Annotated in this window: 25 protein-coding genes and 1 riboswitch; of the genes, 13 read left to right on the forward strand and 12 right to left on the reverse strand. The window is 66.8% G+C overall.

Annotated elements, in window-relative coordinates; translation table 11 throughout:
* Positions 1-23 precede the first annotated feature (23 nt).
* Positions 24-446 carry a MarR family winged helix-turn-helix transcriptional regulator gene (locus tag ACNQR1_RS28895; protein WP_418049014.1) on the reverse strand — a complete coding sequence of 141 codons (423 nt, stop codon included), beginning with the start codon at positions 444-446 and terminating at the stop codon, positions 24-26.
* Between the two features lie 68 nt (positions 447-514).
* On the opposite strand from ACNQR1_RS28895, the gene ACNQR1_RS28900 reads away from it, so the two are divergent.
* Entirely contained in the window at positions 515-1,132 is a 618-nt protein-coding gene (locus tag ACNQR1_RS28900) for a TIGR03086 family metal-binding protein (protein WP_418049015.1), read from the forward strand.
* On the opposite strand, the gene ACNQR1_RS28905 is transcribed toward ACNQR1_RS28900, so the two are convergent.
* On the reverse strand, positions 1,123-1,914 hold the full coding sequence (locus tag ACNQR1_RS28905) for an exodeoxyribonuclease III (RefSeq protein WP_418050545.1): 792 nt from the start codon (positions 1,912-1,914) through the stop codon (positions 1,123-1,125). The genes ACNQR1_RS28900 and ACNQR1_RS28905 overlap by 10 nt on opposite strands.
* 108 nt (positions 1,915-2,022) lie before the next feature.
* On the opposite strand from ACNQR1_RS28905, the gene ACNQR1_RS28910 reads away from it, so the two are divergent.
* Entirely contained in the window at positions 2,023-2,856 is an 834-nt protein-coding gene (locus ACNQR1_RS28910) for an alpha/beta fold hydrolase (protein ID WP_418049016.1), read from the forward strand.
* A gap of 137 nt (positions 2,857-2,993) precedes the next feature.
* Here the strand turns inward: ACNQR1_RS28910 and ACNQR1_RS28915 are convergent, their stop codons facing one another.
* Positions 2,994-5,231: an NADP-dependent isocitrate dehydrogenase gene (locus ACNQR1_RS28915; protein WP_418049017.1), complete on the reverse strand. Its 2,238-nt coding sequence runs from the start codon at positions 5,229-5,231 to the stop codon at positions 2,994-2,996.
* A 277-nt stretch (positions 5,232-5,508) separates the two neighbouring features.
* Positions 5,509-5,628, forward strand: a riboswitch (SAM riboswitch).
* 184 nt (positions 5,629-5,812) lie between these two features.
* Between ACNQR1_RS28915 and ACNQR1_RS28920 the strand changes: the two genes are divergently transcribed.
* Genes ACNQR1_RS28920 through ACNQR1_RS28930 form a run of 3 tightly spaced genes read left to right on the forward strand, consistent with a single transcriptional unit; the run spans position 5,813 to position 9,020 of the window.
* A complete protein-coding gene (locus ACNQR1_RS28920) occupies positions 5,813-7,144 on the forward strand; it encodes a bifunctional o-acetylhomoserine/o-acetylserine sulfhydrylase (RefSeq protein ID WP_418049018.1) in 1,332 nt (443 codons plus the stop codon).
* A gap of 20 nt (positions 7,145-7,164) precedes the next feature.
* Positions 7,165-8,295, forward strand: a complete 1,131-nt coding sequence (gene metX / locus ACNQR1_RS28925) for a homoserine O-acetyltransferase MetX (RefSeq protein WP_418049019.1) — start codon at positions 7,165-7,167, stop codon at positions 8,293-8,295.
* Positions 8,292-9,020, forward strand: coding sequence for a class I SAM-dependent methyltransferase (locus ACNQR1_RS28930; protein WP_418049020.1), 729 nt, complete (start codon positions 8,292-8,294; stop codon positions 9,018-9,020). Before metX ends, ACNQR1_RS28930 begins: the two co-directional genes overlap by 4 nt.
* Here ACNQR1_RS28930 and ACNQR1_RS28935 read toward each other — a convergent pair.
* Positions 8,984-9,523 (reverse strand): winged helix-turn-helix transcriptional regulator, encoded by a 540-nt coding sequence (locus ACNQR1_RS28935; RefSeq protein WP_418049021.1) that lies wholly within the window; start codon positions 9,521-9,523, stop codon positions 8,984-8,986. The genes ACNQR1_RS28930 and ACNQR1_RS28935 overlap by 37 nt on opposite strands.
* 80 nt (positions 9,524-9,603) lie before the next feature.
* Here ACNQR1_RS28935 and ACNQR1_RS28940 point away from each other — a divergent pair, with 80 nt between their 5' ends.
* Positions 9,604-10,023, forward strand: a complete 420-nt coding sequence (locus tag ACNQR1_RS28940) for a nuclear transport factor 2 family protein (RefSeq protein WP_418049022.1) — start codon at positions 9,604-9,606, stop codon at positions 10,021-10,023.
* Here the strand turns inward: ACNQR1_RS28940 and ACNQR1_RS28945 are convergent.
* Both ACNQR1_RS28945 and ACNQR1_RS28950 read right to left on the reverse strand, forming a co-directional pair.
* Positions 10,013-11,548 (reverse strand): FAD-dependent monooxygenase, encoded by a 1,536-nt coding sequence (locus tag ACNQR1_RS28945; RefSeq protein WP_418049023.1) that lies wholly within the window; start codon positions 11,546-11,548, stop codon positions 10,013-10,015. The two genes, ACNQR1_RS28940 and ACNQR1_RS28945, sit on opposite strands and share 11 nt — an antisense overlap.
* Positions 11,545-12,168 (reverse strand): TetR/AcrR family transcriptional regulator, encoded by a 624-nt coding sequence (locus tag ACNQR1_RS28950; RefSeq protein ID WP_418049024.1) that lies wholly within the window; start codon positions 12,166-12,168, stop codon positions 11,545-11,547. The genes ACNQR1_RS28945 and ACNQR1_RS28950 overlap by 4 nt, the downstream gene beginning before the upstream one ends.
* 209 nt (positions 12,169-12,377) lie before the next feature.
* Here ACNQR1_RS28950 and erm point away from each other — a divergent pair, with 209 nt between their 5' ends.
* Positions 12,378-13,118, forward strand: a complete 741-nt coding sequence (erm, locus tag ACNQR1_RS28955; protein ID WP_418049025.1) for a 23S ribosomal RNA methyltransferase Erm — start codon at positions 12,378-12,380, stop codon at positions 13,116-13,118.
* Here erm and ACNQR1_RS28960 read toward each other — a convergent pair.
* Both ACNQR1_RS28960 and ACNQR1_RS28965 read right to left on the reverse strand, forming a co-directional pair.
* Positions 13,115-13,408 carry a DUF3017 domain-containing protein gene (locus tag ACNQR1_RS28960; protein ID WP_418049026.1) on the reverse strand — a complete coding sequence of 98 codons (294 nt, stop codon included), beginning with the start codon at positions 13,406-13,408 and terminating at the stop codon, positions 13,115-13,117. The two genes, erm and ACNQR1_RS28960, sit on opposite strands and share 4 nt — an antisense overlap.
* On the reverse strand, positions 13,405-14,256 hold the full coding sequence (locus tag ACNQR1_RS28965) for a bifunctional methylenetetrahydrofolate dehydrogenase/methenyltetrahydrofolate cyclohydrolase (RefSeq protein WP_418049027.1): 852 nt from the start codon (positions 14,254-14,256) through the stop codon (positions 13,405-13,407). Before ACNQR1_RS28965 ends, ACNQR1_RS28960 begins: the two co-directional genes overlap by 4 nt.
* 37 nt (positions 14,257-14,293) lie before the next feature.
* Between ACNQR1_RS28965 and ACNQR1_RS28970 the strand changes: the two genes are divergently transcribed.
* The 5 genes from ACNQR1_RS28970 (at position 14,294) to ACNQR1_RS28990 (ending at position 19,617) form a co-directional block, all read left to right on the forward strand.
* Entirely contained in the window at positions 14,294-15,526 is a 1,233-nt protein-coding gene (locus ACNQR1_RS28970; protein ID WP_418049028.1) for an NADH:flavin oxidoreductase, read from the forward strand.
* Positions 15,527-15,533: 7 nt separating this feature from the next.
* On the forward strand, positions 15,534-16,442 hold the full coding sequence (locus tag ACNQR1_RS28975; protein WP_418049029.1) for a diphosphate--fructose-6-phosphate 1-phosphotransferase: 909 nt from the start codon (positions 15,534-15,536) through the stop codon (positions 16,440-16,442).
* A 248-nt stretch (positions 16,443-16,690) separates the two neighbouring features.
* Entirely contained in the window at positions 16,691-18,703 is a 2,013-nt protein-coding gene (locus ACNQR1_RS28980; RefSeq protein WP_418049030.1) for an HNH endonuclease, read from the forward strand.
* Between the two features lie 21 nt (positions 18,704-18,724).
* Complete coding sequence (locus tag ACNQR1_RS28985; RefSeq protein ID WP_418049031.1) at positions 18,725-19,150, forward strand: hypothetical protein; 426 nt, start codon at positions 18,725-18,727, stop codon at positions 19,148-19,150.
* A gap of 44 nt (positions 19,151-19,194) precedes the next feature.
* A complete protein-coding gene (locus ACNQR1_RS28990) occupies positions 19,195-19,617 on the forward strand; it encodes a hypothetical protein (RefSeq protein ID WP_418049032.1) in 423 nt (140 codons plus the stop codon).
* On the opposite strand, the gene ACNQR1_RS28995 is transcribed toward ACNQR1_RS28990, so the two are convergent.
* Positions 19,614-21,383, reverse strand: a complete 1,770-nt coding sequence (locus ACNQR1_RS28995) for a hypothetical protein (protein WP_418049033.1) — start codon at positions 21,381-21,383, stop codon at positions 19,614-19,616. The genes ACNQR1_RS28990 and ACNQR1_RS28995 overlap by 4 nt on opposite strands.
* Positions 21,384-21,459: 76 nt before the next feature.
* Between ACNQR1_RS28995 and ACNQR1_RS29000 the strand changes: the two genes are divergently transcribed.
* Positions 21,460-24,108 (forward strand): FHA domain-containing protein, encoded by a 2,649-nt coding sequence (locus ACNQR1_RS29000; RefSeq protein WP_418049034.1) that lies wholly within the window; start codon positions 21,460-21,462, stop codon positions 24,106-24,108.
* Positions 24,109-24,260: 152 nt separating this feature from the next.
* Here the strand turns inward: ACNQR1_RS29000 and ACNQR1_RS29005 are convergent, their stop codons facing one another.
* The 3 genes from ACNQR1_RS29005 to ACNQR1_RS29015 are packed head-to-tail and all read right to left on the reverse strand — an operon-like array spanning position 24,261 to position 25,785.
* Positions 24,261-24,824 (reverse strand): pentapeptide repeat-containing protein, encoded by a 564-nt coding sequence (locus ACNQR1_RS29005; protein ID WP_418049035.1) that lies wholly within the window; start codon positions 24,822-24,824, stop codon positions 24,261-24,263.
* Between the two features lie 3 nt (positions 24,825-24,827).
* Positions 24,828-25,439, reverse strand: a complete 612-nt coding sequence (locus ACNQR1_RS29010; RefSeq protein WP_418049036.1) for a GTP-binding protein — start codon at positions 25,437-25,439, stop codon at positions 24,828-24,830.
* Positions 25,420-25,785 carry a DUF742 domain-containing protein gene (locus ACNQR1_RS29015; protein WP_082448780.1) on the reverse strand — a complete coding sequence of 122 codons (366 nt, stop codon included), beginning with the start codon at positions 25,783-25,785 and terminating at the stop codon, positions 25,420-25,422. Before ACNQR1_RS29015 ends, ACNQR1_RS29010 begins: the two co-directional genes overlap by 20 nt.
* Positions 25,786-25,795 lie beyond the last annotated feature (10 nt).

Genomic DNA, 25,795 nt, shown 5'->3' on the forward strand with positions numbered 1-25,795 from the left:
ATGATCTGATTTTCGCACTGACGTCATCCGGATTCTTCACGGGTCAGCTGCTGCAGGACCCGCAGGAACACTTTCCGATCGTCGGCCGTCAGCTCACCCAGCCAGCGCTCCTCCCCGCGCTGGATATCCCGCTGGACCGCATCCTTGACCGCGCGGCCCTCCTCGGTGATGGCCAGCAGCCGCACCCTGCGGTCGTCGGGGTCGGCCTCGCGCTCGATGAAGCCCTGCTGTTGCAGGTCATCGAGGGTGCGGATGATGCGGGTCTTGTCGGCGCCGATCGCCTCCGCCAGCGCCGCCTGCGTGCGCACCGAGGATCGGTCCAGCGCGATCAGGACGACGTAGCCCCACATCGACAGGCCATGGGCGTCGAGCACGGGCTGCTCGGCGGCGATCATCTCCCGCAACAACGGGGCCAGCATGGCCGCCAGGTCGGGGCGCTTCGGCATTCGCTCATCGTAGATATCCGAGCACTGTAGGCGTTGCCATATTATATGCGTCAGCATATCGTAGGCATATGCCTACTATTGAAACCGACCTACGCCCCTTGCACCGCGTCGCCGTCCTGCGCTCCGTCGAAGCCGTCGATGCCGTCCGCCCATCCGACCTGGACCGCCCCACCCCCTGCGCGGAATGGACCCTTGGTGACCTTCTGGCCCACATGACCGTGCAGCATCGCGGGTTCGCCGCCGCCGCCCGCGGACACGGCGACGACGAAGCGCCCTGGAAGGTCGAGACGGTGGCCGATGCCGTGCGCGCCGACCCGGCCGGCGCGTACACCGCCGCCGCGCACGATGTGCTCGACGCCTTCGCCGGCGACGGGATCACCGAGGCGACGTTCGCCCTACCCGAGTTCGGCCCGAACGCGACGTTCCCCGGCGCGCTGGCAATCGGATTCCATTTCGTCGACTACGCGGTGCACGGCTGGGATGTCGCGGCGTCCCTCGGTGAGGCCTACGAACTGCCGGACGAGGTTGTCGCCGCCGTCTTGCCATTGGTCATGGCGATTCCCGACGGCGACTTCCGTGACAGTTCGGCCTCACCGTTCGACCGGGCCGTCAACGCGTCGGCGGCAACAGATTTCGAGAAAGTCCTGCTACATCTGGGACGGATGCCGGGATGGCATCAGGCGTAACTGACCGTCACCGGTGAGTGATCGGACCACCGCAGTGCGTACAGCTCGGCCCGGTCCACCCGGGCCGAGCTGGCCCTGAGGGCCAGCGTCGGGCTCGCCAGGTGATAGTCGATGCGCCAGCCGGCGTCGTTGTCGAAGGCCTTCCCGCGCCACGACCACCAGCTGTAGGGCCCGGCCACGTCGGGATGCAGCACCCGCACCACATCCACCCAGCCCGTGCCCAGCAGCTCGGTAAGCCACGCCCGCTCACTGGGCAGGAAGCCCGCCTTCTTGACGTTGCCCTTCCAGTTCTTGATGTCATTCTCGGTGTGGGCGATGTTCCAGTCACCACACAGCACCGCGTCACGGCCGTGCAGCTCGGCCATCCGGGCGGCGATGGCGGCCATGAACCGTTCCTTCTCCAGCTGCCGGTCCGTCTCGGCCTCCCCGGTCGGGACGTACACGCTGGCCACCGTCACGCCCGCGGTATCCACCTCGAGGTAGCGCCCGTGCACCTCGAACTCGTCGGAGACCAGCAGCCGCGCCGCCTCGATGGGGTGCCGGGACAACACCGCAACCCCGTTGCGGCCCTTGACATGCGGTTCGGCCGAGGCGACGTTCCAGCCGTCGGCCAGGGCCGGTGTCAAGGCATCGTTGAGCTGCTCATCGTCGGCGCGGGTTTCCTGCAGGCACACGACATCGGCCTCGGTTTCCTTGAGCCAGGGCAGCAGGCCGAGATTGTCGGTGGACCGCTGCTTGACCGCGGCGCGAATGCCGTTGACGTTGATGGTGCTGACGGTCAGGGGTGCCGGAGATGCCACGGCCCAGACCCTACCGACCCCGACCGACACCCACCCAACCGCCGAACAGCCTCTTGCGGTACCGGCGGTATCACCTTAATGTCGGGCGGCATGGCTGAACGTGCTCCCATCCACCTCGGCACTCCCGACGGCGACCCGATCCTGTTGCTGCATCCGTTCTTGCTGTCGCAGAGCGTGTGGAAGTACGTCGCACCGCAACTCGCGCAGACCGGTCGTTATGACGTATTCGCCCCGACGATGGCCGGCCACCACGGCGGCGCCCATGCCCCAATGCTTCTCGACGTCGCTGCACTGGCCGACGATGTCGAACGCCGGCTCGACGAGCTCGGCTGGACCACGGCGCACATCGTCGGGAACTCACTGGGCGGTTGGGTGGCTTTCGAACTGGAACGCCGCGGCCGGGCCCGCACGCTCACCGGCATCGCCCCCGCGGGTGGTTGGTCGATGCACACGCTGGCGAAGTACGAGATCATCGCCAAATTCGTGGCGGCCCTGCCGGTGGTGCTGTCCACTGCGGTGTTGCGTCAGCAGCTGCTCAAACTCCCACTGACCAAGCAGATTTCCTACTTGGCCGTCAGCGCCACACCCGACGTGCTCAACGACAGCGACCGGCGCGATCTGATCGACGATCTCGCGCACTGCCCCGCCTACTTCAAGCTCATGGTCAAGGCACTGACCACCGCGGGGTTGATGGAGATCGGCGATTCCCATACGCCGACCCAATTGGTGATCTGCGAGAAGGACCGCGTGCTGCCTGCGCCACGATTCACTCGGCACTTCACCAAGAGCCTGGCGCCGGACGCAGTGGTGACCACCCTGAAAGGCGTTGGGCACGTACCGATGTTCGAGGCGCCCGACACGATCACGCGGGTGATCACCGAGTTTGTCGACCGGCACATCGGTCAGACACGCGCGACGGGTTAGGCCGCGTTTGTAACGCAGGGGCGACCGCCATTCGCCGATTTCTGCACCACGGTTGCCCGCATTCGCGGGTCACCGCCCTACGGTAGAAATCGACGCGGCGGTCCGCCCCAGCTCGGGGCCTAAGCCTTCTCGGGAGCTCAGCCCTCGGCCGCCGCCAGGACGTCGTTGAGCGTCTTGCTCGGACGCATCACGGCAGCGGTCTTCTCGGGGTCCGGGTAGTAGTAGCCGCCGATGTCGGCCGGCTTGCCCTGCGCCGCATTGAGTTCGGCGACGATGGCCTGCTCCTGCTCGCCGAGCGCCTTGGCCAGCGGCGCGAAGTGCGCGGCCAGTTCCTTGTCCTCGGTCTGCTCGGCCAGCGCCTGCGCCCAGTACAGCGCGAGGTAGAACTGGCTGCCGCGGTTGTCGAGCTCACCGGTCTTGCGTGACGGGGACTTGTTCTCGTTCAACAACTCTCCGGTCGCGGTGTCCAGGGCAGTGGCCAGCACCTTGGCCTTGTCGTTGTCCAGCTTGTTGCCCAGGTCCTCGAGGCTGGCCCCCAGCGCGAGGAACTCGCCCAGCGAATCCCAGCGCAGGTGGTTCTCCTCGACGAGCTGGTGGACGTGCTTGGGCGCCGAACCACCCGCACCGGTCTCGTACAGCCCGCCACCGGCCATCAGCGGGACGATCGAGAGCATCTTGGCACTGGTGCCCAGCTCCAGGATCGGGAACAGATCGGTGAGGTAGTCACGCAGGATGTTGCCGGTCGCGGCGATGGTGTCCTGCCCGCGGATGACGCGCTCGAGCGTGTACCGCATGGCCCACACCTGCGGCAGGATCGTGATGTCCAGACCCTCGGTGTCCTCTTCCTTGAGGTACGCCTTGACCTTCTTGCGCAGCTCGTTCTCGTGCGGCCGCTCGTCGTCGAGCCAGAACACGCACGTCATGCCGGACAGCCGCGCGCGGTTGACGGCCAGCTTGACCCAGTCCCGGATCGGGGCGTCCTTGACGATGGGCATCCGCCAGATGTCGCCCTCTTCGACGTTCTGGCTCAGCAGCACCTCACCGGAGTCGATGTCGACGATCTTGGCGACGCCTGCCTCGGGAATCTCGAAGGTCTTGTCGTGGCTGCCGTACTCCTCGGCCTTCTGCGCCATCAGGCCGACGTTGGGCACGGTGCCCATCGTGGTCGGATCGAACTGGCCGTGGGTCTTACAGAAGTTGATCATCTCCTGGTACATCCGGGAGAACGTCGACTCGGGATTGACGGCCTTGGTGTCCTTGGTGCGACCGTCGGCGCCGTACATCTTGCCGCCGAGGCGGATCATCGCGGGCATCGAAGCGTCGACGATGACGTCGCTGGGCGAGTGGAAGTTCGAGATGCCCTTGGCCGAATCCACCATGGCCAGCTCGGGCCGGTGCTCGTGGCAGCGGTGCAGGTCCTCGATGATCTCCTCACGCTGCGAGGCGGGCAGCGCCTCGATCTTGCTGTAGAGATCCGACAGGCCGTTGTTGACGTTGACGCCGAGCTCGTCGAACAGCTTCTGATGCTTGGCGAAGGCGTCCTTGTAGAAGATCTTGACGGCGTGGCCGAACACGATCGGGTGGCTGACCTTCATCATGGTCGCCTTGACGTGCAGCGAGAACATCACGCCCGTCTTGTAGGCGTCCTCGATCTGCTCCTCGTAGAAGTCGCACAGCGCCTTCTTGCTCATGTACATGGAGTCGATGACGTCGCCCTCGTCGAGCTTGACCTCGGGCTTGAGAACGATGGTCTCGCCCCCGGTGGTTTCCAGCTCCATGCGGACGTTGCGGGCCTTGTCGAGGGTCATCGACTTCTCACCGTGGTAGAAGTCGCCGTCCTTCATGGTGGCCACGTGGGTCCGGGACGCCTGCGACCACTCGCCCATGCTGTGCGGGTGCTTGCGTGCGTACTCCTTGACCGCCTTGGGGGCACGACGGTCCGAGTTACCTTCGCGCAGAACGGGGTTCACCGCGCTACCGAGGATCTTCGAGTAGCGGTCCTTGATCGCCTTCTCTTCGTCGGTCTTGGCATCGCCCGGATAGTCGGGAATCGCGTAGCCCTTCTCCTGCAATTCCTTGATCGCGGCCGCGAGCTGCGGGACCGAGGCGCTGATGTTGGGCAGCTTGATGATGTTGGTCTCGGGCAGCTGGGTGAGGCGGCCGAGTTCACCGAGGTTGTCGGGGACCTTCTGGTCCTCGGTCAGATAGTCACCGAATTCGGCCAGGATGCGGGCCGCCACCGAGATGTCACTGGTCTGGATATCGATGCCCGCCGGCTCTGCAAAGGCGCGGATGATCGGCAAGAAGGAGTACGTCGCAAGCAGCGGCGCCTCGTCGGTCAGCGTGTAGATGATGGTCGGCTGCTGGGCAGTCATGGTTGCTCTCCCGGCGTCAGTCTGGGTTCGACGAGGATCACTCGTTGTCACCCGCGGTTATTCGCTGCTCTGTATCGCGGGCCAGACTACAAGGGCGCGAACGGCCGCGAAGGAGCAGCTTTCATTACTGACCAGTAACTTTGGGTTACGGCGAGCCGTCCGGCGCCCCGACGCGCCCACCGAACTGAACGTGTTTCAGTCGCCCTCGCGCAGATCCGGCAAACACTCCGAAGAACCGACTGGCATGGCCTCAACGCGTTGCGATAAGCTGCAGGCCGGTCATGAGTGTCAGCATCAAGCCCCGGCTTGCTGGCCGGCAACCCTCCAACCGCGGTGGGGTGCCCCGGGTGATGACCAGGTTGAGCAGTCGTTCGCGGCTGTAAGGCAAGCGCGGGTCCGAAGGTACGGGCCCCCAGACAGACAGGGAAACCTGATGGAGGCCAGCCATGTGTATGTGTCCGTGAACCCAAGGTGTCGGCCCGTCGTGATCGACGACAGGCCGGACGCCCGGTAGCCGACCGCACTTCTACCTTCCCAATCTTCGGGACCCTCGCCCCGCCACTGGAGGAGACACCCCAGCCATGACAAACCCCGAGATCGTCGAAAACTGGTCGTTCGAGACCAAGCAGGTCCACGCAGGTCAAAGCCCCGACACAGCCACGAAGGCCCGGGCCCTGCCGATCTACCAGACCACGTCCTACACCTTCGACAGCACCGACCACGCCGCCGCGCTGTTCGGGCTGGCCGAGCCGGGCAACATCTACACCCGCATCGGTAACCCCACCACCGATGTCGTCGAGCAGCGCATCGCCGCACTCGAGGGCGGCGTCGCCGCGCTACTGCTGTCCTCGGGCCAGGCCGCCGAGACGTTCGCCATCTTGAACCTGGCCGGCGCCGGCGACCACATCGTGTCCAGCCCCAGGCTCTACGGCGGCACCTACAACCTGTTCCACTACACGTTGCCCAAGCTGGGCATCGAGGTCAGCTTCGTCGAAGACCCCGACAGCCTGGACAGCTGGCGGGCGGCGGCGCGGCCGAACACCAAGGCCTTCTTCGCCGAGACCATCTCCAACCCCCAGATCGACATCCTCGACATCCCGAACGTGTCCGCCGTGGCACACGAGAACGGCGTCCCGCTGATCGTCGACAACACCATCGCCACCCCGTACCTCATCCAGCCGATCGCGCTGGGAGCCGACGTCGTCGTGCACTCGGCCACCAAATACCTGGGTGGGCACGGCTCGGCGATCGCAGGCGTGATCGTCGACGGCGGCACCTTCGACTGGACCAACGGCAAGTTCCCCGGCTTCACCGAACCGGACCCCAGCTACCACGGCGTGGTCTTCGCCGAGCTCGGTGCACCGGCCTACGCGCTCAAGGCCCGGGTGCAGCTGCTGCGCGATTTGGGCAGCGCCCTCTCACCCTTCAACGCCTTTTTGATCGCGCAGGGATTGGAAACGCTGTCCCTGCGTGTTGAACGGCACGTGGCCAACGCACAGAAGGTCGCCGAGTATCTCGCCGGGCATTCCGACGTCACCTCGGTGAACTACGCCGGATTGCCGAGCTCGCCCTGGCACGAGCTGGGCCGCACGATCGCCCCGAAGGGCACCGGCGCCGTGCTGGCCTTCGAGCTGGCCGGTGGCGTGGAAGCGGGCAAGGCATTCGTCAACGCCCTCACGCTGCACAGCCACGTCGCCAACATCGGCGATGTGCGCTCGCTGGTGATCCACCCGGCCTCCACAACCCACCAGCAGCTCTCCCCCGAAGAACAACTGTCGACCGGCGTCACCCCCGGTCTGGTGCGGTTGGCCGTCGGCATCGAGGGAATCGACGACATCCTGGCCGACCTGGAGCAGGGGTTCGCCGCCGCCCGTCCGTTCAGCGGCGTGCCGCAGACCGCGGCGACGGTGTAGGACGGCGAGAGAAGACCGGCATGACGATCACCGAAGAACCAGCCGTGTCCACCCTCCCTCTGCCCGCTGAAGGCGAGACCTGCGTGGTGCACATCGGTGCCCTGACGCTCGAGAACGGCACCGTCCTGCCCGACGTGTCGATCGCCGTACAGCGCTGGGGTGAGCTGTCACCCGCACGCGACAACGTGGTGATGGTGCTGCACGCCCTGACCGGCGACTCCCACGTCACGGGACCGGCCGGCGACGGACATCCGACCGCTGGCTGGTGGGACGGGGTGGCCGGACCGGGTGCCCCGATCGACACCGACCAGTGGTGCGCGATTTCGACGAATGTGCTCGGCGGTTGCCAGGGATCCACGGGACCGGGATCGCCCGCCCCCGACGGAAAGCCCTGGGGCTCAAGGTTTCCCCAGATCACCATCCGCGACCAGGTCGAGGCCGACCGGGCCGCACTGGCGGCCTTCGGCATCACCGAGGTGGCTGCGGTGGTCGGCGGGTCGATGGGCGGAGCCCGTGCACTGGAGTGGCTCGTCGGGCATCCCGACGAGGTGCGGGCCGGTCTCGTGCTGGCCGTCGGCGCCCGCGCCACGGCCGATCAGATCGGCACCCAGAGCACCCAGGTGGCTGCGATCAAGGCCGATCCGGACTGGCAGGGCGGGGACTACTACGGCACCGACCGGGCCCCGCTGGCCGGCATGGAGATCGCCCGGCGCTTCGCCCACCTGACCTATCGCGGCGAGGAAGAACTCGACGAGCGTTTCGGCAACGACGCCCAGGGCGACGAGGATCCGACCACCGGCGGCCGCTACGGAGTGCAGAGCTACCTGGAGTACCAGGGCGGCAAGCTGGCCCGCCGATTCGACCCCGGCACCTATGTGACTCTCTCCGATGCGCTGTCCACCCACGATGTGGGTCGCGGCCGCGGTGGAGTTGCCAGTGCGCTGCGCGGTTGTCCCGTGCCTGTCATCGTCGGCGGGATCACCTCCGACCGGCTCTACCCGATCCGGCTGCAGCAGGAGCTGGCCGAGCTCCTGCCCGGCTGTAACGGCCTGGACGTCGTGGACTCGGCATACGGGCACGACGGCTTCCTGGTCGAGACGGAAGTGGTGGGCAAGTTGATCCGCCGCACGCTGGAGCTGGCACAGCGGTGAGCTCGCCCAAGGCGCGTTCCCTGTCCTTCGGCTCAGAAGCCGCAGCCTACGAACGCGGCCGGCCGTCGTATCCGCCGGAGGCGATCGACTGGCTGCTGCCCGAGGGCGCCCACGATGTGCTGGACCTGGGTGCGGGCACCGGCAAGCTGACCACCCGGCTCGTCGAGCGCGGCCTGGACGTGATCGCCGTCGACCCCATCCCGGAAATGCTTGAGCTGCTGTCGAACTCGCTGCCGGATACCCCGGCCCTGCTGGGCACGGCCGAGGAGATCCCCCTGGCCGACAACAGCGTCGACGCGGTGCTGGTGGCCCAGGCCTGGCACTGGTTCGACCCCCAACGGGCCGTCAAGGAGGTCAGCCGGGTGCTACGCCCCGGCGGCCGGCTGGGCCTGGTGTGGAACACCCGCGACGAAAGGCTGGGCTGGGTCAAGGATCTGGGCCGCATCATCGGCCCCGAACACGATCCGTTCACCAGTGAGGTGACGCTGGCCGAGCCCTTCGGTGAGATCGAGCGGCATCAGGTGGAGTGGACGAGTTACCTGACACCGCAGGCCCTCATCGACCTGGTGGCGTCTCGGAGCTACTGCATCACCTCACCGGAGCGGGTGCGCACCCGGACGCTGGAGCAGGTTCGCGAACTGCTGGCCACGCACCCCGCACTGGCCAACTCCTCGGGGCTGGCGTTGCCTTACGTGACGGTGGGCATCCGCGCCACCCTCGCCTGACCCGTTGAACCGCCGAGAATGAACTCGCCGATGACGGCAGTGCCCGGCCCCGGCCGGGCGCCCGGGCCTGCCGCGGCTGTTGCCGTCGCGGCGTCGAGTTCGCCTCCGCACTGGGCGCACACGGTCTTCGCGGTGGTGGCGCACCCACACTCGGTGTGGACGATCACGGCCGGCGGACCGTCCGCGCCGGCCAGCCATTTGTCCCCCCAGGCGAGCAGTGTCGCGATCACCGGGTACAGATCGCGCCCTTTGTCGGTGAGCAGATACTCATAGCGCGGCGGCGCGCTCTGGTACTGGCGGCGTTGAACAACCCCGTGCTGTTCGAGTTCATCGAGACGCGCGGCCAGGATGTTCGACGCGATACCGAGGTCGCGCCGGATGTCCTCGAACCGGGCCATCCCAGCGAACAGGTCACGCAGGACCAGCGGCGTCCACCGCTGCCCCACCACCTCGACGGCACGCGCGATCGAGCACGAGATGTCGCTGAAGGACTGCTTCGGCATCACTCAACCGTAGTCCATTGCGAATTGCAATGAACTACGGTTGAGTGGGTTGCAAATCGCAATCCAGGTGAGGACAGCGCATGACAACGACTACCGATTCCGTCGCAGCGTTCTGCGAGGCCACCCGCACCAATGACCTCGACGCGCTGGTCGCGACCCTCGCACCCGACGCGGAGCTGGTCTCACCGCTCTCGGGCCGGATGGTGTTCCGGGGACACGACGACCTCCGCCTACTCCTCGGTGCGGTGTACAGCGGCCTGCGGGACCTCACCTGGCTGGAAGTGATCGGCGCCGGCACCTCCCGCGTCGCGATCAGCGACGGCCGGGTCGCGGGCGTCACGATCACCGATGCGCTGGTGTTCGAACTCGACGGAAGCGGGCAGATCCGACGCCTGCGCCCACACCTACGGCCATGGTTCGCGACGACCGTGTTCGCGATGTTGCTCGGACCGCAACTCGCCCGCCATCCCGGCGTGCTGCGCCGCGCCCTCAGGCGCTGAGCGCGGCCACCTCGGCCTCGGAACCGAACCAGCGCTCCAGGGCCGCACGCAGGCCGTCCTGGTCGAATTCGTCTGCAGCCCAGGCGACGTACCCGTCGGGCCGGATCAGCAGGGCGGCGGCGGGCCGATCTACCGCGGTCGCCTCGACCACGTCGACCCGATCCTGCCAGCCCGAGACCGCCGCGGCGCAGTCACCGCCGGACAGGTCGAGCAGTACCGGGCGCCCGCGGTGCAACAGTTGCTCGACGCGGCGGCCGTCGGACAACGTCAACGCCGGGACCAGGCGCCCGGACAGCCTGTGCTCATCGCCGACGTCGTAGCGGACATCGGAACCGGCAAGCACGCCGGCGATGTGCGCCGAGCCGTCCGGTGTCGCCAGCAGCTCACCGAAAAGCGTTCGGAGCGCAGTGACCTGGGGGCCGGCGGCCATCAGGGCGGCCTGGGCCATCGAATGCATCATCACCCGTTGCCCGGCCGGCCAGCGCTCAGCGTGATAGCTGTCCAGCAGGCCCTCGGGCGCCCAGCCCTGCACGGTCGCGGCGAGTTTCCAGCCCAGGTTCATCGCATCCTGCATGCCCAGGTTCAGCCCGGGCCCGCCCATGGCCGAATGCACATGGGCGGCGTCGCCCACCAGGAAGACATTGCCGGCGCGATACTGCGCGGCCTGACGCGTGTTCTGACCGTTGATCCGCCGCAGGGCATGCGGCCCCGGCCCACTCGGCGGTTCCAACGGCAGATCCGCGCCGATCACCCGTTTCACGCTCTCGCGAAGCTCGCCGATGGTCAACTCGGGGGCATCGTCGGGCAGGATCGAACCGTATTCGATGGTCCCGAGCATGGACCGGCCCGGCTGGAATTCCGCGTAGATCAGCACTCCGTTGTCGAACCGGTTGTGCCCGAACGGTATTAGACCGACACCGGGGATGTCGAGTGCACCATAGCCGGTGCGCAACTCGTCCGGCACGCTGATGTGGGCCACCCGCGAGACGACATCGGTGGTCAGCCCGGGGAAGTCGATGCCGGCCTTCTTCCTGACCGGACTGCGGCCGCCGTCGGCACCGACGAGGTAGGTGGCCGGCAACCGGTAGTCCCCCTCAGGGGAGGAGACAGTCAGGGCGACGCCGCCGGATCCCTGCTCGAAATCGGTGAGTTCATGTCCCCACCGGATCTCAGCCCCCAGGCCCCGAACCCAGTCCGCCAGTTCGCGTACCACCTGGGGCTGTTGAATCAACATGCCGTACATGGGATTGTCCGTCACATCGGCGAACGGCACCTGCATGCCCGCGAAAATGTAGCCGTTCATCGGCTCCGGCGGGCCGTCAGACCCGCTGAGCTTCTGATACAGGCCGCGCAAGTCGAGCACCCGATTGGCCTGACCGACAATGCCATTGGCCTTGAGCTCAGGGCTGGGCTCGGCCAGCTGCTCGAGCACGACCGGCCGCAACCCGGCCAGGGCCAGCTCCCCCGCCACCAGCAGGCCGTTGGGACCCGCACCTGAGATGACGACGTCTACCTGATCTTTCATTCTTTCCCTCCCGGTTCAGGTAGGCCTGCGGCCACCGCCGCAAACCCTTTGCGCAGCAGTGACGTGAAAGCCACTGGTGGATCGGAGATCCCGTACTCGTCCATCGCGACGTCGCCGACCGCCCGCACGACGGCAGCCACGAGCCGCGGATACATGTCGCGCTGCGGATCCGTGCCGGTCCGCTCGGCGATCACCGCCACCCATTCGTCGTGCATCCCGCGGAACATGGCATCGCGGATCTCGGCGACCATCAGCAGCTTGCGAACCTCGGCCAACTGCCGGCGGGAAGGCAGCACGTTCTCGGCACCGTATACATCGGACAGGTCTGCGTCCAACGGTTTGATCACCGATTCGGTGACGGCGGTCCACAACGGCTCATCAGCGGGGCGCGCGCGCAGCATGTCGATGCTGCGACGCATGCGTTCCTGCTGCCGGTAGGCCAGCGCGTCGTACTTACCGGCGAAGTAGTTGGTGAACGTGCGCAACGAGACCCCGGCCAGGTTGGCGATGTCCTCTCGGGTGACGTTCTCCAGACCGCGCTCGAACGCCAGGCTCAGCGCGGCATCGCTCAGCGCTCTGCGGGTATCGAGCTTCTTACGTTCTCGCAGTCCGGGTGCCATGCCTTCACCGTAGACCAAATATTGCCCGGCGGGCAATATTGCCTCCTGGGCATTTACTGTGAATATCAGTTGATGCCGGAGCGCCATCCTGCCTAACGTGGCAGCCATGTCGGTGACCTACATCCGCTTGCGCATCACATAGCCGGCGGATCTTCACTTTCCAGGAACGTCCGCCGTAGCAGCTTTGTCCCTGCGAGCGCGGAGCATTCGTGTCATCAACTCATCACGGCCGGCATGAGTACGGCCAGAATTTTCTGTGTGACCGTCGAGTGGTTGCCGATATCGTCGAGATCGTCGCGCGCACAACAGGTCCCATTGTCGAGATCGGTGCCGGTGACGGCGCGCTGACCCTGCCGCTGCAACGGCTGGACCGGCCGTTGACCGCCATCGAGATCGACCGCCGGAGGGCCAGGCGACTCGCCGGCCGAACCTCGGCCGAGGTGGTCAGTACCGACTTCCTGCGGTACCGGCTGCCGCAGACACCGCACGTGGTGGTGGGCAATCTGCCCTTCCACCTGACCACCGCGATCCTGCGGCGGCTGCTACACGGCCCGGGATGGACCGACGCGGTACTGCTGATGCAGTGGGAGGTGGCCCGGAGGCGGGCTGCGGTAGGCGGCGCCACCATGATGACGGCGCAGTGGTGGCCGTGGTTCGAATTCGGGCTGGCTCGAAAGGTTTCCGCGGACGCGTTTCGGCCACGCCCCGGTGTGGACGCCGGGCTGCTGACCATCACGCGCCGCGATGAACCGCTGATCCCGTGGGCCGAGCGTAGCCGGTATCAGGCACTGGCACATCGGGTGTTTACCGGGAGGGGCCGCGGCCTGGCGCAGATCCTGCGACCTCACGTGGATCGGCGGTGGTTGCAGGCCAATGGAATTGATCCCTCGGCGTTGCCAAGGGACTTGTCCGTACGACAATGGGTGGCGTTGTTCGCCGCGGTCGGCTAGCTGGTGCCCAGCGGGTCGATGGTCCAGGCGATGTAGAGCACCGCGGCGCTCACCGTCGCGGTGGTGGCGAAGTCGATCGTGCGGCTACGCACCACCAGCAGACCGGCCCGGTCATCGGTCAGCGCGAGCCGCAGCGCCGCCGCCGCACCGACGCCGATCCCGATCACCAGCGCGCCGCGACGCCAATAGCCCGCCACCACCAAGACGAATGCCGCGATGAAGATCAGCCCGACCACCAGGATCGGCCATTGTCCGGCGAACACCTTGCGGACGAACTCGTTCACTGTCACGCCAGTTTCGACTCTTCGGCTTCGACGACGTTGCTCAGCAGGAACGCGCGCGTCAGCGGGCCCACCCCACCGGGGTTGGGCGACACATGCCCGGCCACGTCCCAGACGTCGGGTGCGACGTCACCGGTCAGCTTGCCGTCCACCCGGCTCACCCCGACGTCGACGACCGCCGCACCCGGCTTGACCATGTCCGCGGTGACCATGTGCGGCACACCGACTGCGGCGATGATGATGTCGGCCTGCCGGGTCAGCGCGGGCAGATCCCGGGTGCCGGTATGGCAGAGCGTGACGGTGGCGTTCTCCGAACGCCGGGTCAGCAGCAGGCCCATCGGCCGGCCCACGGTGACCCCACGTCCGATCACCACGACGTGCGCCCCGGCGATCGGCACGTCGAACCGGCGCAGCAGATGAACGATGCCGCGGGGAGTACAGGGCAGCGGCGCTTCCTTGCCGAGCACCAGCCGGCCGAGGTTCGTCGGGTGCAGACCGTCGGCGTCCTTGGCCGGATCGATGCGCTCCAGCGCGGCGTTCTCGTCCAAATGCTTGGGCAGTGGCAGCTGCACGATGTAGCCCGTGCACTCCGGGTTGGCATTGAGCTCGTCGATCGTCTCGTCGAGCTGGGCCTGCGTGATGTCGGCGGGCAGGTCGCGGCGGATCGAGTTGATCCCCACCTTTGCGCAGTCGGCGTGCTTGCCGCGCACATAGGCCTGCGAACCGGGGTCGTCACCGACCAGCACGGTCCCGAGACCGGGCGTCCGGCCGGCTTCGGCCAACTTCGCTACACGCTGCTTGAGGTCGACGAAGATCTCGTCGCGCGTCGCCTTACCGTCCAACACAATGGAACCCACGGTCCCCATTGTGTCAGTCGCGTGGCAGGCTCAGCATATGAACACCCAGCCCAATGTGTTCACTGATGTTTTCAGTGAGGCCAAGCTCGGCCCCGTGACGTTGCGCAACCGCATCATCAAGGCCGCCACCTTCGAAGCGTCCACGCCGGATGCGCTGGTCACGGAGGATTTGATCAACTACCACCGGCTGCCCGCGGCCGGCGGTGTCGGCATGACCACCGTCGCCTACTGCGCGGTGGCCCCCGGTGGCCGCACGGACGGCTGGCAGATCTGGATGCGGCCCGAGGCTGTCCCCGGACTGACCAAACTGACCGAGACCATCCACGCCGAGGGCGCTGCCATCAGCGCCCAGATCGGCCATGCCGGGCCGGTCGCCAATTCACGAACAAACAAGGCCCCTGCGCTGGCGCCGGTGCGGTTCTTCAACCCACTGTCGATGCGGTTTGCCAAGAAGGCCTCGATCGACGACATCCGCGACGTCACCGAAGCGCACGCCAACGCCGCGCGGCTGGCCATCGACTCCGGCTTCGACGCGGTCGAGGTGCACCTCGGCCACAACTACCTGGCCAGCTCATTCCTGTCTCCGCTCATCAACCGGCGCACCGACGAGTTCGGCGGATCGCTGGAGAACCGGGCGAAGGTCGCCCGCGGAGTGGTGCGCGCGGTGCGCGACGCCGTCGACAAGCACGGCGACAGGAAGATCGCCGTCATCGCCAAACTCAACATGAGCGACGGCGTCCGCGGCGGCATCCCGATCGACGAGTCGCTGCAGACGGCGAAGTGGCTCGAGGAGGATGGCGGCCTCGACGCCATCGAGCTCACCGCGGGCAGCTCGCTGGTCAACCCGATGTACCTGTTCCGCGGCGGCGCGCCGGTCAAGGAATTCGCCGCGAACTTCAAACCGCCGATCAGCTGGGGCATCCGGATGAGCGGCAACAAGTTCTTCCGCGAATACCCGTACCACGAGGCGTATCTGATGCGCGACGCCGAGAAGTTCCGCGCCGAGCTGAGCATGCCGATCATCCTGCTGGGCGGCATCACCAACCGCGAGACGATGGACCGGGCGATGGCAGCGGGCTTCGAGTTCATCGCCATGGGCCGCGCGCTGCTGGCCGAGCCGGACCTGCTGAACCGGATCCAGGCCGAGAAAGACAACGACGGTCAAGGCCGTGTCTTGTCCAAGTGCACGCACTGCAACATGTGCATGCCGACGATCTACAGCCACACGCACTGCGTGGTGACGGGAGCCCCGGACGCACTCGTGAGCTAATAGCTTTATGGTCGGTAACCCCAGCGACACCATGGTCACCTACCGGTACGTGCGGGTCGGACTGGTCGCGCTGGTGGCGTTCCTGTTGACCTCGCTGGCGCTGACGTGGGCGCACAGCTGCCCGCAGGGGTCGATCAGCGCCTTCTTCTACACCCGCACCCACGCGGTGTTCCTGGCCTCCCTGTGCGCGATCGGGATCTGCCTGATCGCCTATAAGGGCAGCCGGGTGGGTGAGGACGCGCTGCTGAACTACTCCGGTTTCATGGCCTTCATCGTGGCGCTGGTACCCACCGGCCCCGGCGACGACCTGTGTCAGCCATGGCTTCCCACCGTGGCCGACCCCTTCGGCGGCGTCGCCAACAATGTCGCCGCACTGTTCGTGGCCGTCGCCGTCGGCACCGGGATGTACCTGGCGCTCGGTCGCTGGCGGCGGCCCCAGCAGGCCCCCGTGGCCTCCGAACCGTCCTGCGCCGAGGCCGCCACCCTGTGGAAGACCATCGCCACCGCACTGCTTCGGGTCGAAAAGTGGCTTCCGGCAGCACTGTTGGTCATCTCCATCGCCGGGGCACCGCTGATGCTGTGGGACTGGTTCGCCGAACACGCCCACGTGATCGCCGCAGTGGCGATGTTCCTGGCCATCACGCTGGTGGCGGTCTACCACGCGTGCTACGCCAGGGCTGCTGTGCGCCCACACCTGGCCCGCTTCTACGCGACCATCGCCGCCCTCATGCTGACCACTGTCGTGGCCGGCATCGTGCTGCTGATCCTGGGCTGGCACTTCGGCGTGATCACCGTCGAACTCATCCTGATCGTGCTGTTCGCGGTGTTCTGGGCCGTGCAGACCTGGGACGTCTGGGATGCCCAGGACCGCTACCCGGCGGAAGCCGTTCCCACGCTGGCCAACGCCACGCCGTGACCGGCCTCGCGATCAGCTAACTCACCAGCGGCAGCTCAGTCACCGCGCAGATGGCATGAGCGGCCGTCACCCACCCCAGTGCATGTGACGCTTCATTTGCTGTCTCCCAAGAAACTAACGCTTCCGCCCCATTCAGCTCGAACACCTGACATGCGATTGACAGCTTTTAACAGCTGTGATTACCGTATCGATCCATGTCGGCGGGGCGACCGCTCGCACACATGGCGATTTGCTGATCGGGGGATAGCATGGACACTCGCCGTAGCCACACGTCGGCCAAACGGCCCTTGGTGCCAGATGGTCAGCAAAGCATTTGGCTGGGCTGGCCGGCGCGGTGGTCGGCCGTGCTGTGCGCCGTGGCCGTCACCGTCGGCGGCCTACACCTGATCCCCCCGACCCCACCTCGGGTCGAGGGTGAGATGTCCCCGGCCTCGGCGCACGAGGGGTTCGCCGAAGCAGCGGTAGCGGCTTTCGGTGACTCGGCGGTGGGCACCGATCCGTCATTGTCGGCCCAGCAGCGGCGAGCGGGCTTGCCTGTCGATCCGGTGTCCGGGCTGACCTCACCCACCGCAGCCGGCCCGGTTCAGGTCGTACTGCCCGGTGGTCTCGGGCATGCCCGGCACACCGCAGGCGGCCAGGTGGTCTATCCGAATGCCGGGGCCGGCTTTGACATGCTGGCCGAGAACACCGCCACCGGCACCCGCACCGTCGCCCGAATCAACGATCCGGACGGGCCGCGGATCGTCACCACGTTCGTGCGAACGCCCGTCGACACCGTGATGCTGGCTCACACCAACGGCTATCTCACGATCAACCGGGCCACCCCGGCCGCCGAGACCATCGGCATGTTCTCCCCAGCTGAAACCCGCGACGCCACCGGCGCTTTGGTGCCGAGTTCGTATGTGGTCAAGCGACTCTCTCCACAGTTGTATGCGCTGACCGAGGCCATCGATCCCAGGCCCGACACCGCCTGGCCCGTCTACGTTGACCCACCCCTGCATCTCACCAATACCGGCGGAATCCCACTGCCGCAGGGGTTTTTCGATTCGATCACCAACGCTGTCAGCTCCATGGCCGATACCGTCAGCTCTGCCACCGCTACCGCGGTGTCGGCCACCGTCTCCGGAGCCAAGGCCGTCGGCACCTTCGTCAAAGAGAACCCGCTCGAATCGGCCATGCTCGTCGGCGGTGTCGCCTTGGCCGTGACCGGAGTCGGCGGCCCGGCCGGAGCTGCGGCGATCGCCGCCGCCACCGTGAACCTGAGTTCGGCTGGGCTGGACATCGCCGCTGCGGCCATGCCGGACAACAAGGTACTCGGCAACATCGCCACCGGTTTCGACATCGCCAGCGCACTGACCCCACAAGGCGCAGCCAAAAAGGCTGTCAAAGAAGGCGTGGAGATCGCCGGGGAACAACTGGCCAAACACGCCGACGACGTGGTCGAAGTCGCCAAAGCCGCACCCACCCCGCCAGCGCAACTCGCCGACGAGGTTGCTGCCACGGGCGCCCCGAAAGCACCCGTGCCCGGCGTGAGCACTCCCAAGATCCCCAACGGGCCCCCAGCCAAGACCCCCCGAGATGTTCCCCCCGGGCACGCACTGGATTGCGGGTGCACCACTCAACACCCGGCCGGGGTCTACGACGAAACCAAGATGGGCGGCCAGGGCCCCTTCATCGACCACTACGAAGCTGCAATCCTCGACCAGCCCAGTCCTTTCACCATCGCCACTGAGGCCGCGAGAGACGCCCACCGCAAAGATGCCATGAAAGGCTCTCCTTTGCGATCAGGGTTTGCCCGGGATGAGAAACCACTCGCTATGAGCGCCGACCGGGGCAATGGTCCACCTAACGTGCGATACCTGAATCCCAGAGCGTCCGCGGTCGAAGGCAATATCTGGATGCACGTACGAGAGAAATACCAGCTCAAGCCCGGCGACAAGGTGGAAGTAGTATTCCGCGACCGCACCGGCCAGATCAGCTGCCGCGACTGCGCACAACGAGACCTGCTCAAGAGACAGCCACAGCTGCGGCCGTCCAACCCCGCCCAGCAGCGCGCCATCGACGCCGACCGGGTCAGCACGGTCACCAACCGGCAGCGCCTCAACGCGGTGCAGAAGGCTGGGGTGATCTCCGCCCGCGAAAACCGCAACAATGACAACGGCAACCGCTCGGCGTCTTCGTCGAACAAGAACCGTGACCAGAAGAAGCAGAAACCCAAGAAAGACAGGAAGAGTAAGAAGCACCACTCCAAGCCCAACTGAGGCAGAAGGAGACCGGACCCGATGACAGGGAACGAACTACTCGCTCACGCCACCATGATCCCGGATTACCACCAAGTCTCCTTCGTGGCATTGGGTTGGGATGACGTTCCAGAGCTTGGTGATGAATACCCAGTGGAGTTCATTTCCGACGAATCCAGCGTCAACGTCTTCACTTTCGCCGACTACCAAGACGAACACGCCGACCGCACCGTCGACATCTATGTCTACCGCGGTACCGACGCCACCGGGCTGGGCCGACTCATCTTCGACACGCCCCTCAACTTCCCCGAACCTGAACTCACCTTCGGCAGCATCCTGGCGATCGCGGAATACCACCACCACGTCCCGCTCCGACGCATAGGCTCCATCCCCATCCGCGTGCTCACCCGAGAAACACAGCCCGGCAACGGAACCGACGAAATCAACATCCTCATCGACGACAGCTAGACGGTGTACCCGTCGACCAGAAGAAGCAGAAAGGGCCGGTCCCGATGACAGCGAACGAACTACTCGCCCAAGCCACCATCATCCCCGCCTACCACCAGGTACGTTTCGCCGCACTCGGCTCGAGGAGCGTTCCGGAACTCGACGAATACCCAGTGGAGTTCATTGCCGACGAATCCAGCATCCACATTTTCACGTTCGCCGACGACCAAGACGAACACGCTGATCGCACTGCCGATGTCCATGTTTACCGAGGAGCGGACACCACCGGCCTAGGGCGACTCATCTTCGACGCATCGTTGATCTTTCCGCAACCCGAATGCACCTTCGGTAGTGGACTCGCAGCTGAGGATGACCGCCAACATGTTTCGCTCAGGCGGCCAGGCTCCATCCCCATCCGCGTGCTCACCCGAGAATCACAGCCCGGCAACGGAACCGACGAAATCAACATCCTCATCGACGACAGCTAGGCGGTGTACCCGTCGATCTGCAGCGTCTGCCCGTCACGGCGCAACACCAGCACCGCGCCCGGTACCGGCACCAATCCTTCGACCGATTCGGCGGGCACCGTGGCGGTCTGAGCGCAGGTCTTCGCGTCGAATGTGCGCAGCGATCCCTCGGCGCCCCGGGCGCCGCGGTCGGCAAGCAGCAGCGTGTCAGGGAACGTGACAAAGGCGGGTTGATCAACTCGCAGGCTCGGCACGTTGGTCCGAACCGGCTCCACGCCGTCGGGAACCTGGCACCGTTGACGCCCGTCGGGACCGAACAGGGTCAGCCGGGTGGTCCGGTCCATCAGGTACCACACCACGAAATCCTCACCGGGACCGTACGATTCAGCCGGCCGCGCCTCAGCCGGCAATGGGGCCGCGGTGCGGTGAACGATGTCGGCATACAGTGCACTGCCCGGCGCACCGGAACCAGTCAGTGATACGAAGACTCCGGCACTGTTGGCCGGCCTGGCCCCGAGTTTGAGGTAGCGCTGTTCGATCGGCACCGCCGGGTCGATCTTCTTCTCCGTCAGCACTGTGTCCCAGCCGATTTGCCCGGTTTCGGGATCGAGCACACTCAACCAGACCTTGCCGTCCTGGCATTGGACTATCGACACCACCCCCGCGGCGGTCACGACGGGTTCGACAATGCCGCAACCGGGATGCGGGGCGGGCACGCTCCACATCGCGTGGCCCGTCCGACTGTCATACCGGGTCCAGATGCGCTCGTCGTTCCACCCGACGATGAACGGCCCGGACGCCAAACGAAAACGCCCACGGGCCGCTTCCTGAAGGGCCGCATCCGCACTCACCCACAACTGCTGCCAGGTGATGGCGTCCAGGCCGACCAGCCCGCCATCGATGAACGCCAGGACCGTGGCGCCATTGTCGAGCACCCGCATCCCGGTGACGGCCACATCGCCAGGCCCGGTACGCGCGTAGTGCCAGCGCTCCTTGCCGTCAGCGCCGTAGGCCGTGATGCGCCCGTCCCGGTACACCGCGAATCCGGCACCAGCAGAACCGATGTCGTACGTCGCGACGCCCTGATCGCCGAACGCATCGGCCACCGGCACCGTGAACGTCCGCTTCCCCAACACATTGGGCACCGCGGGCACATCGGTAGCTGCCGTCGTCGTCGCATCGACGAAGCGTCCGTCGTCACCGGCACGCAACGCACCCACGGTCACCACCGCGGCAACCACGACAGCAATCGCCGCACCGACGGCCAGCAACTTCACCGCGCCACGGTCCAACCGAGGGAACGCCCGCGCCGCGAGGAACGTCGCCGCCGCACCGGCCAGGCACAACCACCACGCCGCCATCCCGGCCGGCAGCGCCGCGGTGACCGGCGAACCGGTCATCGCCGTCCGATAGAACGCCGGGATGCCCTGCGAGACGTAGGCGATGACCAGCAGCGCCGCCACGCCGCCCGCACCGGCCGGGGTGGCCGCCAGGTCACGGCCGGTCTGCCCACGCCAGACGCTGTAGGCCATCGCCGCGATCAGCACCACCGCGATCACCACCACCGCCAGCGCCATGCGGTTCGGCAGCGCTTCGCCCCAGCGGTGCAGGCCGATCACGTACCAGGAGCCCTCCCCTGCGCTGCGTGGCGCGACCAGCCGCGCCCAGGCACCCAGCACCGCAGCCCACACCAACAACACCGCCGCTGCACCGGCCAACACCGTGCCGAGCAGACGTAGCACGCCGAGCACCCGGTCGGCCGTCTTCTGCGACCCTTCAGAACCCATGTGAGCCATAGTCACACGCCGCAACACCCCCGCAACGGCCCAGCCCCGGTGAAAAGTACAGATAGAGTTGAGCGCGATGAGCCCTGCGCTGACCGTTCGTTACGACGGATCGACCCGTACCTTTGCCCCGGGCAACGATGTCGTCATCGGCCGAGACCTCCGCGCCGACGTCCGCATCGCCCACCCGCTGATCTCGCGTGCGCACCTGGTGCTGCGCTTCGACCAAGGTCGATGGATCGCGATCGACAACGGCAGCCTCAACGGCATGTACGCCAACGGCCGCCGGGTGCCCTCGATCGACATCCACGACGGCCAGGTCGTCAACATCGGCAACCCGGACGGGCCCCAGGTGACCTTCGAGGTCGGACGTCACCAGGGCTCTGTCGGCCGGACACCGACCGCGGCGGTACCCATCGGGAACCGGCCCAGCGGCGCGTGGCCCACCCAGGCGGCGGCCCCCGGGCGTCAGCAGTACGGTCAGCCACCGGCTGCCCAGCGCCCCGGTTACTCGTCCGGCCCGCAGCCGCGCTACCCGACCCCGCCGACCGGATATCCGAGTGGCCCCCAGGGTGGCTACCCGAGCGGACCGCAGTCGGGATATCCCAGCGGGCCACAGGCGTACCAGTCGCAACCGGTTCGTACCCCGGCCCCGGCGAACCCGGCCCAGGCACCGACCACGATGCGGCCCGCTGCCACCCCGGACCGGGCCGGCAGCGAGGCCGGCGGCAACATCGCGACCAGCATGATGAAGATCCTGCGGCCCGGTCGCACGACCCCGGCGCCGGCAGGTGCGGTGAAGATCGGCCGCGCGACCGACAACGACGTCGTCATCCCCGACGTGCTGGCCTCACGCCATCACGCCACGTTGATCCCGTTGACCGGCGGCACCGAGATCCGTGACGAGCGCAGCATCAACGGCACCTTCGTCAACGGCGCGCGGGTGGACAGCGCGATCCTGCACGACGGTGACGTGGTCACGATCGGCAATGTCGACCTGGTGTTCAGCGGCGGCACCCTGGTACGGCGCAGCGAGACCGAGGCCGACACCCGCACCGGCGGCCTCGAGGTGCGCGGTCTGACCTGGACCATCGAGGGCAACAAGACGCTTCTCGACAACATCTCCGTAGCCGCCCGGCCCGGCACGCTCACCGCGGTGATCGGCCCGTCGGGTGCCGGCAAGTCGACGTTCGCCAAACAGGTCGCCGGCTACACACATCCGACCAGCGGCACCATCACCTTCGAGGGCCACGACGTCCACGCCGAGTACGCCTCGCTGCGTTCCCGGATCGGCATGGTCCCCCAAGACGACGTCGTGCACGGTCAGCTCACCGTCCGGCAGGCGCTGATGTACGCCGCCGAACTGCGGCTGCCACCGGACACCACCAAGGAAGACCGCGAACAGGTCGTCATGCAGGTGCTCGAGGAACTCGAGATGACCAAGCACCTCGACACCCGCGTCGACAAGCTGTCCGGCGGCCAGCGCAAGCGCGCCTCGGTCGCCCTCGAACTGCTGACCGGCCCGTCACTGCTGATCCTCGACGAGCCCACCTCGGGCCTGGACCCGGCGCTCGACCGCCAGGTGATGACGATGCTGCGCCAGCTGGCCGACGCCGGCCGCGTGGTGCTGGTCGTCACGCACTCGCTGACCTACCTCGACGTGTGCGATCAGGTGCTGCTGCTGGCCCCCGGCGGCAAGACCGCCTTCTGCGGCCCGCCCGACCAGATCGGCCCCGAACTCGGCACCACCAACTGGGCCGACATCTTCAGCACCGTCGCCGGCGATCCGGCCGAGGCCAACCGCAAGTACCTGGCCCGCACCGGTCCTGCCCCGGCGGCCGAGGCGTCGTCGGCACAACCCGGCGATCTCGGCGAGCCGGCCAAGACCAGCCTCTTCCGGCAGCTGTCCACGATCGCCCGCAGGCAAGTCCGGCTGATCGTGTCCGACCGGGGCTATACCGCGTTCCTGCTGATGCTGCCGTTCATCATGGGTGTGCTGTCGCTGTCGGTGCCCGGTGATGTCGGGTTCGGTCTGCCGGTGCCTGCCGTCCAGGGCGGCGAGGCACCCAACGAACCGGGCCAGATCCTGGTGATGCTCAACGTCGGTGCCATCTTCATGGGCACCGCACTGACCATCCGGGCGCTCATCGGCGAGCAGGCAATCTTCCGTCGCGAGCAGGCGGTCGGCCTGTCGACGACCGCCTACCTGCTCGCGAAGATCGCGGTGTTCGCCGTATTCGCGGTGCTCCAATCCGCCATCGTCACGGTGATCACGATCCTCGGAAAGGGCTGGGGCCCGGGTTCTGTCGACAGCGGGGCCTTCATCGGCGGCCGCAACCTGGAGTTGTTCATCGACATCTCCATGACGTGTGTGGCCTCCGCGATGGTGGGCCTGGCGCTGTCGGCACTGGCCCGCTCGGCCGAACAGATCATGCCGCTGCTGGTGGTCACCGTGATGAGCCAGCTGGTGTTCTCCGGCGGCATGATCCCGGTGACCGACCGCGTGGTGCTCGATCAGCTGTCCTGGATCACCCCGGCGCGCTGGGGCTTCGCGGCCTCCGCTTCGACCATCGACCTGACTCGCCTGGTGCCGCCGCCGCTGCTGCCCGCCGATTCGCATTGGAAGCACACCCCGACCGTGTGGCTGATCAACATCGGCATCCTGCTGCTGCTCTGCATCGTCTACACCGGGTTCGTTCGCTGGCGGATCCGCCTCAAGGCCGGCTGAGTTCTCCCGCTTTGTCACGCCAGAGTGACGCCCGGTGCCGATCGCCACTCTGGCGTGACACAGCAAGTTGGGGTGTCACGCTGGCGTGACACTGGACGCTGGCAATCACTCTGGCGTGACAAAAGGTGCGCGACAGCGGCGACCGGTAACCGCTAGCCGCCGTGGACGTCGAGACCGTGGGCGGCGGCGTAGGCCAGCGCCTGGGCGATGTCGATCTTGGCGCCGCGCAACTTGGCGGTGGTCCAGAAGGTGGGGTCGACGCGCGCCCCGCGCAGATCGGCCTCGTCGAGCTTGGCGTCCTGCACCCGCGCGCCGGTCAGGTCCGCCTGCCGTAGCACCGCCTTGCGCAGGTCCACCCCGACCAGGCTGGCCTCACGCATCCGGCAGTCCGACAGGTCGACGCTGCGCAGATCGCAGCCGCCGAGTACGGCCAGGGTCAGATCCGACTCGACGATCTTGATGGGCCGCAGCCGGCACTCGGTGAACACCGAACCCAGCAGGCTGCAGTTGGTGAACGTGCTGTGCCACAGCGTGGCGCGGCGGAACGTGCAGTTGCGGAATGCCGAGCCGAAATGTTGCGACTCGGACATGTCGACACCGCTGAAATCGCACTCGGTGAACACCACACGCTCGGTGCGCAACCGGCTCAGATCTTCCTCGCGGAAATCGTGACCTGTGAATTCCCGGTCCGCCCAGGCGGTTTCGTCAGCTACCACGCCTCAGCCGGGCAACGCCGACATTGTGGTCAACGAGTACTCGGTGACCGCGATCAGCGCGGCCTTGGCCGAGTTGCGGTCACGGGCGTCCACGGCGACCACCGGGATGTGCTCCGGCAGCGCCAGGGCCTTGCGGACCGCCTGGGTGGGATGCTTTGGCGCGTCGTCGAACTCGTTGACCGCGACGATGAACGGCAGCTTGCGGGCCTCGAAGAAGTCGACGGCGGCGAAGCTGTCCTGCAGGCGGCGCACGTCGACCAGGATGATCGCACCGATCGCGCCACGGACCAGGTCGTCCCACATGAACCAGAACCGGCGCTGCCCGGGGGTGCCGAACAGGTACAGCACCAGATCCTCGCCGAGCGTGATCCGGCCGAAGTCCATCGCGACCGTGGTGGTGCGCTTGTCCGGGGTGCCGTCGAGCGCGTCGACGCCCTCAGACACGTTGGTGACCAACGCTTCTGTGCGCAGCGGCATGATCTCGGAGACCGCGCCCACGAATGTTGTCTTCCCTGCGCCGAACCCGCCAGAAATGACGATCTTCGTCGAGGCAGCCCCACGTCGGGGGGCGCCACCGCCGGAGGCCGAGCGGGGTTCAGAGTGCTCGTAGGCCACGCAGGGTCCTTCCAATCAATTCGCGGCGTTCGTCGAAGCTAGCCGAATCATCAAGGGTGGCTTCCACCCGTAGATAACCCTGCGTCACCAAGTCCCCGATCAGCACGCGCGCCACGCCGAGCGGGAGAGATAAATGAGCGGCAATCTCGGCAACCGAAGGGCTGCCGGTGCACAACTCTACGATCTGTGCGCGCACATCGTGCCCAGTCCAGCGCGGTTCACGTGTCGTGTCGGTTTTTTGTATCGGGGCTTCCAGCGGAAGGTGCACGCGCGAGTCGGTGCGGCCGGCCGTCAGCGTGTACGGCCGCACCAGACTCGGACGGTCAGTAGTTTCCGGTTCGTCCACAGGCACCTCG

The organism is Mycobacterium sp. 48b, assembly GCF_048282725.1.
Classification (GTDB): domain Bacteria; phylum Actinomycetota; class Actinomycetes; order Mycobacteriales; family Mycobacteriaceae; genus Mycobacterium.